14 protein-coding genes are annotated in these 14,752 nt (G+C 62.4%); 7 read left to right on the top strand and 7 right to left on the bottom strand.

The window, feature by feature from the left end:
* The first annotated feature begins 213 nt into the window (after positions 1–213).
* From FH041_RS22110 to rlmF, 5 genes are all read left to right on the top strand, one after another.
* Positions 214–1,707, top strand: a complete 1,494-nt coding sequence (locus FH041_RS22110) for a leucyl aminopeptidase (protein WP_028687060.1) — start codon at positions 214–216, stop codon at positions 1,705–1,707.
* Between the two features lie 48 nt (positions 1,708–1,755).
* On the top strand, positions 1,756–2,184 hold the full coding sequence (locus tag FH041_RS22105; protein WP_088523082.1) for a DNA polymerase III subunit chi: 429 nt from the start codon (positions 1,756–1,758) through the stop codon (positions 2,182–2,184).
* Between the two features lie 5 nt (positions 2,185–2,189).
* Positions 2,190–2,537: a hypothetical protein gene (locus tag FH041_RS22100; RefSeq protein WP_027913760.1), complete on the top strand. Its 348-nt coding sequence runs from the start codon at positions 2,190–2,192 to the stop codon at positions 2,535–2,537.
* 214 nt (positions 2,538–2,751) lie between these two features.
* Positions 2,752–5,598 (top strand): valine--tRNA ligase, encoded by a 2,847-nt coding sequence (locus FH041_RS22095; protein WP_023533311.1) that lies wholly within the window; start codon positions 2,752–2,754, stop codon positions 5,596–5,598.
* Positions 5,599–5,726: 128 nt separating this feature from the next.
* The gene (rlmF, locus tag FH041_RS22090; protein ID WP_088523083.1) at positions 5,727–6,680 is read left to right on the top strand and encodes a 23S rRNA (adenine(1618)-N(6))-methyltransferase RlmF; all 954 of its coding nucleotides are present in this window, start codon (positions 5,727–5,729) and stop codon (positions 6,678–6,680) included.
* A gap of 50 nt (positions 6,681–6,730) precedes the next feature.
* On the opposite strand, the gene FH041_RS22085 is transcribed toward rlmF, so the two are convergent.
* Complete coding sequence (locus tag FH041_RS22085) at positions 6,731–7,012, bottom strand: HU family DNA-binding protein (protein ID WP_003255106.1); 282 nt, start codon at positions 7,010–7,012, stop codon at positions 6,731–6,733.
* Between the two features lie 372 nt (positions 7,013–7,384).
* Between FH041_RS22085 and yejK the strand changes: the two genes are divergently transcribed.
* Positions 7,385–8,392 (top strand): nucleoid-associated protein YejK, encoded by a 1,008-nt coding sequence (yejK, locus tag FH041_RS22080; protein WP_027913758.1) that lies wholly within the window; start codon positions 7,385–7,387, stop codon positions 8,390–8,392.
* On the opposite strand, the gene FH041_RS22075 is transcribed toward yejK, so the two are convergent.
* A complete protein-coding gene (locus FH041_RS22075; RefSeq protein WP_027913757.1) occupies positions 8,373–8,690 on the bottom strand; it encodes a GIY-YIG nuclease family protein in 318 nt (105 codons plus the stop codon). The two genes, yejK and FH041_RS22075, sit on opposite strands and share 20 nt — an antisense overlap.
* Before the next feature lie 54 nt (positions 8,691–8,744).
* Between FH041_RS22075 and FH041_RS22070 the strand changes: the two genes are divergently transcribed.
* On the top strand, positions 8,745–9,617 hold the full coding sequence (locus FH041_RS22070) for a hypothetical protein (RefSeq protein ID WP_088523084.1): 873 nt from the start codon (positions 8,745–8,747) through the stop codon (positions 9,615–9,617).
* On the opposite strand, the gene FH041_RS22065 is transcribed toward FH041_RS22070, so the two are convergent.
* The 5 genes from FH041_RS22065 to hisG all read right to left on the bottom strand — a co-directional run bounded on the left by FH041_RS22065 (position 9,596) and on the right by hisG (position 14,697).
* Positions 9,596–10,081 carry a nuclear transport factor 2 family protein gene (locus FH041_RS22065; RefSeq protein WP_027913755.1) on the bottom strand — a complete coding sequence of 162 codons (486 nt, stop codon included), beginning with the start codon at positions 10,079–10,081 and terminating at the stop codon, positions 9,596–9,598. The two genes, FH041_RS22070 and FH041_RS22065, sit on opposite strands and share 22 nt — an antisense overlap.
* Positions 10,082–10,156: 75 nt before the next feature.
* Entirely contained in the window at positions 10,157–11,437 is a 1,281-nt protein-coding gene (locus FH041_RS22060; protein ID WP_027913754.1) for an MFS transporter, read from the bottom strand.
* A 123-nt stretch (positions 11,438–11,560) separates the two neighbouring features.
* Positions 11,561–12,607 (bottom strand): histidinol-phosphate transaminase, encoded by a 1,047-nt coding sequence (gene hisC, locus FH041_RS22055; protein WP_088523085.1) that lies wholly within the window; start codon positions 12,605–12,607, stop codon positions 11,561–11,563.
* A 2-nt stretch (positions 12,608–12,609) separates the two neighbouring features.
* Positions 12,610–13,935 carry a histidinol dehydrogenase gene (gene hisD / locus FH041_RS22050; RefSeq protein WP_088523086.1) on the bottom strand — a complete coding sequence of 442 codons (1,326 nt, stop codon included), beginning with the start codon at positions 13,933–13,935 and terminating at the stop codon, positions 12,610–12,612.
* A 126-nt stretch (positions 13,936–14,061) separates the two neighbouring features.
* Entirely contained in the window at positions 14,062–14,697 is a 636-nt protein-coding gene (gene hisG / locus FH041_RS22045) for an ATP phosphoribosyltransferase (protein ID WP_023533364.1), read from the bottom strand.
* Positions 14,698–14,752 lie beyond the last annotated feature (55 nt).

Here is a 14,752-nt window from a genome sequence, read left to right as displayed (position 1 = left end):
CAAGGCGAACCTCCATATAAAGTGCGCGCATTATCCTGTGATTGACCGCGCCTGTCACTTGGCCGCGCATCGCACAGCACGCCGGGGTTGTCAGCACGCCGGCCGCAGGCTCAAACTGGCAGCTTTTCCACTGGCCTGCCACTGCGCAGCCAGTCGCGTTCCAAGCGCCGGCCAGCACGGCGCCACACGTATCGATCATTCGGGGACCCTGAGATGGAACTGGTTGTAAAAAGCGTAGCCGCTGCATCGCTCAAGACCGCAACGCTGGTCATCCCAGTCGGTGAAAAACGTGCCTTGGGCACCGTGGCCCAGGCCGTGGACCTGGCAAGCGAGGGCGCCATCAGTGCGGCGCTCAAGCGTGGCGACCTGGTGGGCAAGCCTGGCCAGACGCTGCTGCTGCACGCCGTTGCAGGCCTGAAGGCCGAGCGTGTGCTGCTGGTGGGTAGCGGCAAGGACGAGGCACTGGGTGATCGCACCTGGCGCAAGCTGGTGGCCAGCGTTGCCGGCGTGCTCAAGGGCCTCAACGGTGCCGACGCCGTTCTGGCACTCGATGACATTGCGCTGAGCAACCGCGATGCAGGCTATGGCAAATATCGCCTGCTGGCCGAAACCCTGCTCGACGGCGAGTACGTGTTCGATCGTTTCAAAAGCCAGAAAGCCGAGCCTCGTGCGCTGAAAAAAGTCACCCTGCTCACCACCAAGCTCGGCCAGGCCGACGTGGAGCGCGCCGTGCGCCACGCCAATGCCATCGCCACTGGCATGGCCTATACCCGTGACCTGGGCAACCTGCCGCCCAACCTGTGCCATCCAAGCTACCTGGCCGAGCAGGCCAAGGAGCTGGGCAAGGCGCACAAAGGCCTGAAAGTCGACGTGCTGGACGAGAAGAAGATCAAGGACCTGGGCATGGGCGCGTTCTACGCCGTCGGCCAGGGCAGCGATCAACCTCCGCGCCTGATCGTGCTCAACTACCAAGGCGCCAAGAAAGGCGACAAGCCTTTCGTGCTGGTGGGCAAGGGCATCACCTTCGACACTGGCGGCATCAGCCTAAAGCCCGGTGCCGGCATGGACGAGATGAAATACGACATGTGCGGCGCAGCCAGCGTGTTCGGCACCCTGCGTGCGGTGCTGGAACTGCAGCTGCCCATCAATCTGGTGTGCTTGCTCGCCTGTGCCGAGAACATGCCCAGCGGCGGCGCCACTCGCCCCGGTGACATCGTGACCACCATGAGCGGCCAGACCGTTGAGATTCTCAACACCGACGCCGAAGGTCGCCTGGTACTGTGCGATACCCTCACCTACGCCGAGCGCTTCAAACCCCAGGCGGTGATCGATATCGCCACGCTTACCGGCGCCTGCATCGTCGCCCTGGGCAGCCACACCAGCGGTCTGATGGGCAACAACGACGCGCTGGTCAGCCAACTGCTCGAGGCGGGCAAGCGTGCCGATGACCGCGCCTGGCAATTGCCGCTGTTCGACGAATACCAGGAACAACTGGACAGCCCGTTCGCCGACATGGGCAACATCGGCGGCCCGAAAGCCGGCACCATCACCGCCGGTTGCTTCCTGTCGCGATTCGCCAAGGCCTATGACTGGGCGCACCTGGATATCGCCGGTACCGCCTGGATCAGCGGCGGCAAGGACAAGGGTGCCTCCGGTCGCCCGGTGCCCTTGCTGACCCAGTACCTGCTGGACCGCGCTGGCGCCTGACGGCAACCGCCGGCAGTGCCTCGGGCATTGCCGGCTGACGGAACCCACATGAGCAAAGTCGACTTCTACATACTGCCTACCGATTCGCTGGAGGCGCGCCTGGATTTCGCCTGCAAGCTGTGCGACAAAGCCTGGCGGCTCGGCCATCGCGTCTACCTGCACTGCCAGGATGAGGATCAGCGTGCCGCTTTGGACACGCGTTTATGGGCATTCAGGGGCGAAGCCTTCGTGCCCCATGACATGGCCGAAGATCACGCCGATGCGAGCGTGGCGCTTGGCGTCGGTGATCACGCCCAGGGGCACCAGGACTTGTTGATCAACCTGGGCGCCGATGTTCCCGGCTTTGTCAGCCAGTTCGAGCGGGTTGCCGAGATCGTGGTTGAAGAGGCAGCGATCCGCCAATCGGCGCGTGAGCGATTTCGTTTCTACCGTGAACAAGGCTATGCTCTGCAAGACCACCGCTTACAGCGATTTTGATGACGATGGACAAGCACGCTCCCCTGCCCGGCTCTACCCACCTGCTCGACGATCTTGAGTCGATTCGCCAATTGCTTGGCGATGCCGACCTGCAACCGCCTTTGCTCACCGACACGGTGGAGCAGGTGCCTGCACGCGTTGACGCCGCTGCCGATCCGGCTGCCAGCGACACCGCCCAGGACGACCCGCAGGCACGTCGCCAGGACACCCTGCTGCACCTTGAAAGCGAACTGCGCGCTGCAGCGCAGATGATCATGCAGGATGTGATCAACGACTTTACCCCGCACATCGAAAACGAGATCAAGCGTCGCCTCGATGCGCGCATCGAGCGGTTGATCAAGCGTTCGGAGTGAAGGGGCTACCGGGCACCTGCTCTTCACCCGCCTGCAAGCTACTGCTCCTACTGGCGAAGCTGTAACGTTCTGCTGCGGCGCAGGACGCTTGCCGTCACGCGGCTGTCTTTCCCCGCACCGGGCAAACCCGCCCAGCAGCCGCTTGTCGCCTGCGCCCTCCGGCTTGGTTATACTTCCCGGCTTTCCCGAATAAATGCACAGGGTCCCGCCGCGCATGGATAAGACCTACCAGCCGCACGCCATCGAAACTTCCTGGTACAACACCTGGGAAGCCGAAAACTATTTCGCTCCACAAGGTGCAGGCGAGTCCTACACCATCATGATTCCGCCGCCGAACGTGACCGGCAGCCTGCACATGGGCCATGGTTTCAACAACGCGATCATGGATGCCCTGATCCGCTTCCGCCGCATGCAGGGTCGCGACACCCTCTGGCAGCCTGGTACCGACCACGCGGGCATCGCCACGCAGATGCTGGTCGAGCGCCAGCTTGAAGCCAAGGGCCTGAACCGTCATGACCTGGGCCGCGAACAGTTCCTGGAAAAAATCTGGGAGTGGAAAGACCAGTCGGGCGGCAACATCAGCCGGCAGATTCGTCGGCTCGGCTCCTCCGTGGACTGGAGCCGCGAGCGCTTCACCATGGACGATGGCCTGTCCGAAGCGGTCAAGGAAGCGTTCGTGCGCCTGCATGAAGACGGCCTGATCTACCGGGGCAAGCGCCTGGTCAACTGGGATACCAAGCTGCACACCGCCATTTCCGATCTGGAAGTCGAGAGCCACGACGAGAAAGGCCACCTGTGGAACCTGCGCTACCCGCTGGCCGACGGTGCCACCACCGCCGAGGGGCTGGATTACCTTGTGGTCGCCACCACGCGTCCGGAAACCCTGCTGGGTGACGCTGCCGTCGCGGTCAACCCCACCGACGAACGCTACCAGGCCCTGATCGGCAAGTTCGTCGAGTTGCCGCTGGTTGGCCGTCGCATCCCTATCGTTGCCGATGACTACTGCGACCCTGAGTTCGGCACCGGTTGCGTCAAGATCACCCCGGCCCACGACTTCAACGACTATGAAGTCGGCAAGCGTCATAACCTGCCGCTGCTGAACATTTTCGACAAGAATGCCGTGGTGCTGCCAGCAGCCCAGGCATTCAACCTCGATGGTTCGCTCAATGACCAGGTAGACACCGCCCTGCCGTCCCAGTACGCCGGCCTCGATCGCTTCGTTGCACGTAAGCAGATCGTTGCCGACCTGGAGGCTCAGGGCCTGCTGGTCGGCATCGACGACCATGCCTTGAAAGTGCCCAAGGGCGACCGCTCGGGCACCATCATCGAACCGTGGCTGACCGACCAGTGGTACGTTTCCACCAAGCCGCTGGCCGAGCCTGCCATCGCTGCGGTCGAGGATGGCCGTATCCAGTTCGTGCCCAAGCAGTACGAGAACATGTACTTCTCCTGGATGCGCGACATTCAGGATTGGTGCATCAGCCGGCAGCTGTGGTGGGGCCATCGCATCCCGGCCTGGTACGACGAGGCGGGCCGGGTCTATGTCGGGCGCAACGAGGAGGAAGTGCGCAGCAAGCACGGCCTCGGCGCGGACGTGAACCTGCGCCAGGATGACGACGTGCTCGACACCTGGTTCAGCTCGGGCCTGTGGACCTTCTCAACCCTGGGCTGGCCGGAGCAAACCGAGTTCCTCAAGAAATTCCACTCCACCGATGTGCTGGTCACCGGCTTCGACATCATCTTCTTCTGGGTTGCGCGCATGATCATGTTGACCATGCACCTGATCAAGAACGAGGACGGCACGCCCCAGGTTCCGTTCAAGACCGTGTACGTGCACGGCCTGGTGCGTGACGGCCAGGGCCAGAAGATGTCCAAGTCCAAGGGCAACGTGCTGGACCCGCTGGACATCGTCGATGGCATCACCCTCGATGCCCTGCTGGAGAAACGCACCAGCGGCATGATGCAGCCCAAGCTGGCCGAGAAGATCGCCAAGCAGACCAAGGCCGAGTTCCCCGAGGGTATCGCCAGCTACGGTACCGACGCCCTGCGTTTCACGTTCTGCTCCTTGGCCTCGACCGGTCGCGACATCAAGTTCGACATGGGCCGCGTCGAAGGCTATCGCAACTTCTGCAACAAGATCTGGAACGCCGCCCGCTACGTGCTGGACAAGGGTGAGGACTGTGGGCAGAACGGCGAGGCCTACGAGCTGTCGCTGGCCGACCGCTGGATCATCTCGCAGTTGCAGCGCACCGAAGCTGAAGTGACCCGTCAGCTCGAACAGTTCCGCTTCGACCTGGCCAGCCAGGCGTTGTACGAATTCATCTGGAACCAGTACTGCGACTGGTACCTTGAGCTTTCCAAGCCAGTGTTGTGGGATGAGCAGGCCCCTGTGGAACGCGCCCGTGGCACGCGCCGCACCCTGGTTCGCGTGCTGGAGGTGGCACTGCGCCTGGCCCACCCGTTCATGCCGTTCATCACCGAGGAAATCTGGCAGCGCATTGCACCGTTGGCCGGCGTCGAAGGCAAGACCATCATGCTGCAGCCCTGGCCTCAGGCCAATGACGCCCGCATCGACGTGGCCGCCGAAGGCGACATCGAGTGGCTCAAGGAGCTGATGGTCGGCTTGCGCAACATTCGCGCTGAAATGAACATCGGCCCTGGCAAACCCCTGCCGCTGTTCCTGAAGAACGCCAGCGCCGACGACCAGCGCCGCCTGCAGGAAAACGAAGCCTTGCTCAAGAAATTGGCCAAGGTCGAATCGTTCACCGTGCTGGGCGACAACGACGAGGCGCCATTGTCCGCCACGGCGCTGGTGGGTGACCTTCAGGTGCTGGTACCGATGGCCGGGCTGATCGACAAAAATGCCGAACTGGCTCGCCTGAACAAGGAAATCCAGCGCCTGCAAGGCGAAGTGGCGCGCGTGGGCGGCAAGCTGTCCAACGCAGCGTTCGTCGACAAGGCACCGCCTGCCGTCATCGAGAAGGAGCGCGCCAAGCTGGCCGAGTCCGAGCAGGCGTTGGCGAACTTCACCGAGCAGCATGCGCGGATTGCAGCGCTGTAACCTGACCGTGCAGTGCTGACTGACGAGGGCTCAGCCCTCGTTCGCGGCCAGCCCCGGGGCAACCGGGCCGGCCGCGACCGGGCCGTCCAACGGTCTGGGGGCCAGCACCTGCAACACCGGACCCGAGCATGACCCAGAGCAAACCCACCCTGCACCCGCGTAACCGCCATCAAGGGCGCTACGATTTTCCCAGCCTGATCAAGGCACACCCTGATCTGGCGCGCTTCACCCTCACCAACCCCCATGGCAAACCCAGCATCGATTTCGCCAACCCCGAAGCGGTGCGAGTGTTCAACCGTGCCCTGCTCAAGGCCCAGTACGGGATCCAGCATTGGGACATCCCCGCCAACTACCTGTGCCCGCCGATTCCAGGTCGCGCCGACTACCTTCATGTGGCCGCCGACCTGTTGGCTACCGATAACGCAGGCCAGCTCCTCAAAGGCGCTCAGGTGCGCGTGCTCGACATCGGCGTGGGTGCCAACTGCATCTACCCGCTGCTGGGCCATAGCGATTACCGCTGGCGCTTTCTGGGCTCGGACATCGATCCGGTAGCATTGGCGTCGGCCAAGGCGATCATTCAGGCCAATGGCTTGGACAAGGTCATCAACCTGCGCCAGCAGAGCAACCCTGCGCATATCCTCAGCGGCCTGCTCAAGGACGACGAGCGCTTCGACCTGACCCTGTGCAACCCGCCCTTCCATGCCTCACGCGAGGAAGCCACCCGTGGCAGCCAGCGCAAATGGAAGAACCTGGGCAAGCAGGACCCCAAGCGCAAGCTGCCCGTGCTGAACTTCGGTGGCCAGAACAACGAACTGTGGTGCGAAGGCGGTGAAATCCGCTTCGTCACCCAACTGATCAACGAGAGCGCGCAATACGCCAGCCAGACACTGTGGTTCACCAGCCTGGTGTCGAAGGCCAGTAACCTGCCGGCACTGGAGGCAGCCTTGAAAAAGACGGGGGCCGCGGCTGTGCGCGTTGTCGAAATGGGCCAAGGACAGAAACAAAGCCGCATGCTCGCCTGGAGCTTCCATGACGATGCTGCGCGCCAGGCATGGCGCGCCAAGCCCATTTCACAGGCATGAAAAAACCGCGCTCGGGTAACCCGGGCGCGGTCAGGTCACTGCATCGACAATTACTTGTTGATGGCGTCGGTCAGCACTTTGGCCGGTACGAACTTGACGACTTTCTTGGCAGCGATTTCGATGGCAGCGCCAGTCGAAGGGTTGCGGCCGGTACGGGCAGGACGCTCGGAGACTTTCAGCTTGCCGATGCCTGGCAGGGTGATTTCAGCGCCGTTTTCCAGTTGGTCGGCAACGATCTGGCCCAGTTGCTCCAGAGCGTTCTTGGCGGTGGCTTTAGGCGCTGCGATCGATTCGGCGATGTCGGCAATCAGTTGGTCTTTGGTCAATGCCATGGTGGTGTTCCTTCCCTATCAAATTCGATGGTTATGCAGCGAACGACGACGTTATCGGGCCAGCCCCGACGAGATTGGAGGGCCGCGCCAATTGGGTATGTAGATACGCAAATCAGCGTTTGGTTCGACACGCCGAGCGCGTACTGCAGCAATGCGCCACAACAGGGGCGCAAGACGGCGCAAAACTACCACAGCAGCGGATAAATATCCGCTGCCACCCCTGATTTAATGCAGGTTTTCAGGCCTTGATGATGAAAAGACCGCAGATTTGAGTAAAAAACCGCCAACCTGCGATTCTGCTTCGATCCGCCCACTGAATCACCCAGCGTCTGAGGTAAACTTCAGTGCTTTTGTACCTGTCCGAGACTCCCCATGCCAATCCGACATTGCATCGTTCACCTGATCGACAAAAAGCCCGATGGCAGCCCTGCCGTATTGCACGCACGTGACGCCGAGCTGGCGGCCTCGGACGCCATCGAGAACCTGCTAGCCGACCTCAATGACAGCTACAACGCCAAACAAGGCAAGGCTTGGGGGTTCTTCCACAGCGAGTCCGGCGCTTATCCGCTCAGTGGCTGGCTGAAACAGTACCTAGAGCAGGAGCAGGATTTCACCGCCTTCAGCCGGCAGGCTGTGGAGCATCTGCAAAAGCTGATGGAAGAGTCCAATCTGTCCACCGGCGGGCACGTTCTGTTCGCGCATTACCAGCAAGGCATGACCGAATACCTGGCCATCGCATTGCTGCACCACAGCGAAGGCGTTGCCGTGAACGCCGAGCTCGATGTCATGCCTTCGCGGCACCTGGACCTGGGTCAGTTGCACCTGGCAGCACGCATCAATCTTTCGGAATGGAAGAACAACCAGAACTCCAAGCAGTACATCTCGTTCATCAAAGGCAAGAACGGCAAGAAAGTCTCGGATTACTTCCGTGACTTCATCGGTTGCCAGGAAGGTGTGGACGGGCCGGGCGAGACGCGCACGCTGCTCAAGGCGTTCAGTGACTTCGTGGAAAGCGAGGACCTGCCTGAGGCCTCTGCCCGCGAAAAGACCCAGACGCTGGTGGACTACGCCACCACGCAGACCAAGTTGGGCGAACCGGTGACGCTTGAAGAACTGTCCAGCCTGATCGATGAGGATCGGCCCAAGGCGTTTTACGACCATATCCGCAACAAGGACTACGGGTTGTCACCGGAGATTCCTGCCGATAAGCGCACCCTCAACCAGTTCCGTCGCTTCACCGGCCGTGCCGAAGGGCTGTCGATCAGTTTCGAGGCGCACCTGCTGGGCGACAAGGTGGAGTACGACGAAGCTGCTGGCACCTTGATCATCAAAGGTTTGCCCACGACGCTCGTGGATCAGCTCAAGCGTCGCAAAGACTGACCGCACGGCATGCAGGTTCGGCGTTGTAGGAGGACACCAGTGCCTCTTTCGCCGACTTGCGCAGGCGCTTGACCAGCCTTTCCTGGCGCAAGGCTTCGCTTTTGTCTGGCCACCGCTCCATGTAGACCAGGGCCTGGGCTGGGCTGCTTTTGAAAAAGCGTGCCCCCTGGCCTTTGCGGTGCGCCTCGAAGCGCCGCCGCGGGTCATCGCTAATGCCACAGTAGAGCGCGCCATTGGCCGCCCTGACCAGGTACACATACCATGGTTTGATTACCTGATCCGGTACTCTTTCACTCACCACAACGGTTGTATCCATCATTAACTTCATGAGCCCACTCGACGAGGGCTCATCATGCTCCATTTGCAGATTCGTTCACTGCTGGCCACTGCGGTACTCGCTGCAACTGCCAGCGCACAGGCTTCGATTGGCGCCCAGACCGCCGCCCGCATGCAGGAAAACTATAACGCCACCCCCACCCAGTGCGAGGGCAATGCCGTGCCGGCCCATGCCTGCTCCGGCGTCTTGCTGAGGTCCACGGTTCCATCTCCGTACTATCACACCTGGCATCATAGCCAGAACAGCAAGGACAAAGGTGGTGTTTCGTTTTCCTACCTGCGCAGTGACTTGCCGACCACTGGCCTGGCCGCCGATGGTCGCAGTGGCTTCACCTTGTATCCGCTGATACAGCGACCCGCTGGATCCCTGCGCTATGAAATGCTCTGCGCATGGCCCACCGACGGCGACACCTGGGAACGTGACAACCGCGGGTGCGGCGACAATCGACAGACACCCGAACGTGAAACGGCTTGCCATGAGCAAGGCGTGCACACGGCCGAAGACTGGATCGCACGCTTCAGGCTGACCGGCGACTACAAGCGTCAATGCGCCTTCGACATACGCCGGGCGCGCATACCGGAACGCGCGGAGGCCTTCCACCAGACCCTGCGCACGCAACGGTTGTTTGCTGACGAACTGCCCTTTGTCTGGAACGAGATAGTCATCGGCGCTTGGGATGAAGCCCGCGCGGGCGAGCTGCCCATCCAGTCATTCTTTTACATCGACGGGGAGTCCGGTGCCCTCGAGCAGGCCCAGGCAGATCAGAAGGACTGGCACCGCACCCATGGCGGCTTCATACCCGTCATCAAGGTACGGCTACCCTGGCAGGCCGGCGAGCGTGCCACGTTCACCTATCACGACCGTGATCAGGCCGTTGCCGCCCCTTGAGCGTGCTGGTACGCCCGCAAGCCCTTGAATGCCTGGTGGCGTACTTTGGCCTGTAGCCAAGGTGTCCAGCCCAGCAGCAGCCCTGGCGCACCCAGGGCCTGGCGGGACCAGGCCCACAGGTCGAAGTCGTCTTGATGCCGGTGTATCAGCCCATCGCGGATCTCGAAGCGTGCCTGGATGGTGTTGACCACGTCTCGTCCGGTCTGGGCGAAGACGTAAGTGGCAGTCCATTGCGCCGAACCACCGCGCTCATCGGCACACACGTTGTCGTAGCGCAGGGAGAAATCCTTGGCGCGCCGGGTCAGCATTCGCCACATGTCGCCGGCGTCCCTGCCACGCAGCGTGCCGAAGACCGGATCACTGAACACCACGTCATCGCTGTAACAGGCGACCATGGCCTGGGCATCAAGCCGCTGGAAGGCCTGGTAGAAACGGGTTATCAACTCGCGGTTGGCATCGCTCATCAAAGGGCCTTCCCTTGGGTTAAAACCGCACGATAATCCGCGTCGCGGGGTTACGCCAGTACCACCGTGAAACCATCAGACCTTCTCGCTGGTGACCTGCACATGCAACGCGCGCCCTGCCCCCAGGCCAAACACGATGGCCCCTGCACCGAGCACGGCAAACACCCAACCCAAAGCACTCCAGCCTCCGGTCAGGTCATGCACCAGGCCCACGGCGAACGGCCCCATCGACGCCAGCGTATAGCCAACGCCCTGAGCCATGCTGGAGAGGTTTGCCGCCACATGCGCATCCCTTGAGCGCAGCACGATCAAGGTCAGTGCCAGGGCAAACGTGCCACCCTGGCCCAGGCCCAACAGCACTGCCCAGCCCCACAGCCCCGACAAGGGTGCGTAAAGGCAGCCGAACAGTCCGCAAAGGGTCACCAGCATGACCACCACGATCGCCAGGCGCTGATCACGTCCACGGGTGGCCAACCAGGGTGCCGCAAGCGAGCTGAACAGTTGCATGATCACCGACCCCGACAGCACCAGGCCCGCCTGGGTTGGGCTAAGGCCGCGGCCTATCAGGATAGAGGGCAGCCAGCCGAAGACAATGTAGGCGAGCGAGGACTGCAGGCCCATGTACAGTGTGACCTGCCATGCCAGCGGATCACGCCAAAGGCCACGCACGCGATAGGCGACCTTGTGCACGCCATGACCGTTGCGCGCCTGTGGCAGCCATACCAGCATGGCCAGCACGGCTGGTAGCATCCAGAACCCCAGTGCCGGGGCCCAGTTGTCGCCCAAGGCGTGCGCCAGCGGCACGGTCGCCCCCGCCGCCATCGCCGCCCCCAGGCACAGCGCCATGGTATAGACGCCGGTCAGCGTGCCGGCATGCTGTGGAAAGTCGCGCTTGACGATACCCGGTAGCAGTACACCGATGATGCCGATACTGGCACCGGCCAGCAGGCTGCCCAGAAACAGACCCGTCGTGCCCAGGACACTGCGCAGGACGATGCCCACCGCCAAGGTCCCCAGAATGCCCAGCACCACCCGTTCGCTGCCCAGGCGGCGCGCCAGCATGGGCGCGAGCGGCGCGAACAGGCCCAGGCACAGCACCGGCAATGTCGTCAGCAGGCCTGCCTGCGCTGCGCTGAGCCCCAGCCCGTCAGAGACCTGCCCCAGCACCGGCGCCATGCTCGACAACGCAGGGCGCAGGTTCAAGGCCACCAGTATCAGGCCGAGCAACAGCAGCCAGGGTTTGTGTCTGACCGGCGGCTGGCTCTGCACCTGCTCGTCGTCCGCCTCGGCGTCGATGAGCAACGGATCGCTGTCATGATCCACTGCTGGGGTTTTGGGCATTCTGGATTCAGGCATTGGTAACTCGTGTCAGAGGGCGAGCAAGATCAGGTGCGTCGCCTGGGCCGCACCCGTGGTTGGATAACCTCGAAACAAAGACGCACGCCATGAGCCTTGCGGGACATGGCGAACGCAGCGACGTCACGCCAGGGCGTCGAGCAACGCCTGATTCATTTCAGGGGTGCCAATGGTGATGCGCAGGAACTGATCGATACGCGCCTGCTTGAAGTGACGCACGATGACCCCTTGCTCGCGCAACTGCGCCGCGAGGGCGGCGGCATCGTGTCGAGGATGGCGGGCAAAGACGAAGTTGGCTGCCGATGGCAGCACCTCGAAGCCACGCACTTGCAACTCGGCCACCAACGCTTCGCGGCTGTCGATCACTTTCTGGCAGGTCTGCTGGAAATACGCTCGATCGGCGAATGCCGCTGCTGCACCGACGATGGCGGCGCGGTCCAGTGGGTAGGAGTTGAAGCTGTTCTTGATCCGCTCCAGTGCCTCGATCAGGTCCGGATGACCTACGGCCAAGCCCACCCGCAGGCCGGCCAGGGAGCGCGATTTCGACAGGGTCTGGGTTACCAGCAGGTTGTCGTAACGGTCTACCAGGCTGATCGCCGTCTGACCGCCGAAATCGATGTAGGCCTCATCGACGACCACCACCGAATCCGGGTTCTGCTGCAAGAGTTGCTCGATGGCCTGCAACGGCATCAGGCAGCCAGTCGGCGCATTGGGGTTGGGGAAAATGATACCGGCGTTGGGCTTGCGGTAGTCCTCGACACGAATCTGGAACTGCTCGTCCAGGGGCACCTGCTCATAGGCAATGCCGTACAGCCCGCAATACACCGGATAGAAGCTGTAGCTGATGTCTGGAAACAGCAGAGGCGCATCGTGCTGGAACAGGCCATGGAAGATGTGCGCCAGCACCTCGTCCGAGCCGTTGCCGACGAATACCTGGGCAGCGGTGATGCCGTAGTAGTCCGCGACCGCTTGCTTCAGGTGATCGCCATTGGGATCAGGGTACAGGCGCAGGCTCTCGTTGATTTCACCGCGCATGGCTTCGAGCGCCTTGGGCGACGGGCCATAGGGGTTCTCATTGGTGTTCAGCTTGACCAGGCGGGCAAGCTTGGGCTGTTCACCAGGAACATAGGGCACTAGCGCCTTGACGAAAGGGCTCCAGAATCGACTCATGCTCAGTTCCCCTTCTCGGTAGTCAGAATGCGGTATTCGGCACTGCGCGCGTGGGCGGTCAGCGACTCGCCGCGGGCCAGCACGGAGGCCGTGCGCCCCAGTTCGGAAGCGCCCTGCTCCGAACAGAAGATGATCGATGAACGCTTCTGGAAGTCATAGACCCCGAGCGGCGACGAGAAACGTGCAGTGCCAGAGGTGGGCAGTACATGGTTCGGGCCCGCGCAGTAGTCACCCAGTGCCTCGCTGGTGTGACGCCCCATGAAAATGGCGCCAGCGTGACGGATGTGCGGCAACCACGCCTGTGGATCTGCCACTGACAACTCGAGGTGCTCGGGCGCGATATGGTTGGCCACCTCGATGGCCTGCTGCATGTCGCGCACCTGGATCAATGCCCCCCGCCCATTCACCGACTTTTCGATGATGTCGGCCCGCTCCATGGTCGGCAGCAACTTGTCGATGCTTTTCGCGACACGGTCGAGGAATGCAGCGTCCGGGCTCACCAGGATGGCCTGGGCGTCCTCGTCGTGCTCGGCCTGGGAGAACAGGTCCATGGCGATCCAGTCTGGATCGGTCTGGCCGTCACACACCACGAGGATCTCGGAGGGGCCGGCGATCATGTCGATCCCGACCTGCCCGAACACATGGCGCTTGGCCGTGGCGACATAGATGTTGCCCGGGCCGACGATCTTGTCGACCTTGGGCACGCTGGCAGTGCCATAGGCCAGAGCAGCCACGGCCTGGGCGCCACCGACGGTGAACACGCGATCGACACCGGCGATACAGGCCGCGGCCAGCACCAGTTCGTTGACCTCGCCACGCGGTGTAGGCACCACCATGACCACCTCGCCCACACCCGCCACCTTCGCGGGAATGGCGTTCATCAGCACGGATGAGGGGTAGGACGCCTTGCCGCCAGGCACGTACAACCCGGCGCGATCCAGCGGGGTGACCTTCTGACCCAGCACGGTGCCATCGGCTTCGGTGTACTGCCAGGAGTCCTGTTTTTGCCGCTCGTGGTAAAGACGCACGCGCTCGGCGGCTTTTTCAAGGGCCGCACGCTGGGTGTCAGTGATGCGGGTCAGTGCGAGCTCGAGCCGCTGACGATCGAGGATCAAGTCCTGGATCGAGTCGGCTTGCAGGCCATCGAAGCGCTGGGTGAACTCCACCAGGGCGTCGTCGCCGCGCTCGCGCACAGCCTTGATGATGTCGAGCACGCGCTGGTTGACCGCCTCATCGGACACACTCTCCCAGCTCAGCAGATGATCCAGATGTCGGGCGAAGTCCGGGTCAGCAGCGTTGAGACGGGCAATTGCAGTGGACACGGTCATGGCGAGGGCCTCGGTTGATGACGAATGCTCAGGCGCCCTAGGCTACCAGTCCATCCGCGCGGGCACCTGAGAAAAGTGGCTATGACGCGGATAGACGGGCGCGACAGCGAAGGTCGCGCGCAGAAGTCAGCCGCGGTGTCGCGATTCGACCGCTTTACGCAGGGTGTCGATCAGGCTCTGGATGCGGGCGTGCTGCATTTTCATGGAGGCCTTGTTGACCACCAGGCGGGAGCTGATGTCGGCGATCATCTCCTGGGGTTCCAGGCCGTTGGCACGCAAGGTGTTACCGGTATCGACCACGTCGATGATCTTGTCGGCCAGGTTGATCAGCGGCGCCAGCTCCATGGAGCCGTACAGCTTGATGATGTCGACCTGACGGCCTTGCTCGGCATAGTAACGTTTGGCCACGTTGACGAACTTGGTGGCCACCCGCAGACGCCCCTTGGGCTCTGGCGCACCAACCACCCCGGCGGTCATCAGCTTGCAGCGGGCAATCTGCAGGTCCAGCGGTTCGTAGAGACCTTGGCCGCCGTACTCCATCAACACGTCCTTGCCAGCCACGCCCAGGTCGGCGGCGCCATGCTCGACATAGGTCGGCACGTCGGTGGCACGCACGATCAGCAAGCGCACGTCGTCCTGCGTGGTGGGAATGATCAGCTTGCGGCTCTTGTCCGGGTTCTCGGTGGGTACGATACCGGCTTCGGCCAGCAACGGCAGGGTATCGTCGAGAATACGGCCTTTGGAAAGCGCGATGGTCAGCATTGGAACGTCAGTCCTTAAGCGGCTACTGCTGGCCAGGTCAACGACCTGGCGGCAT

Origin of the sequence: Pseudomonas sp. SWI7, from assembly GCF_006351945.1 — a bacterium.
Taxonomy (GTDB): Bacteria; Pseudomonadota; Gammaproteobacteria; order Pseudomonadales; family Pseudomonadaceae; genus Aquipseudomonas; species Aquipseudomonas fulva.
Note: the sequence above shows the minus strand (reverse complement) of the source record. Positions and strands in the feature narration are given on the sequence as shown.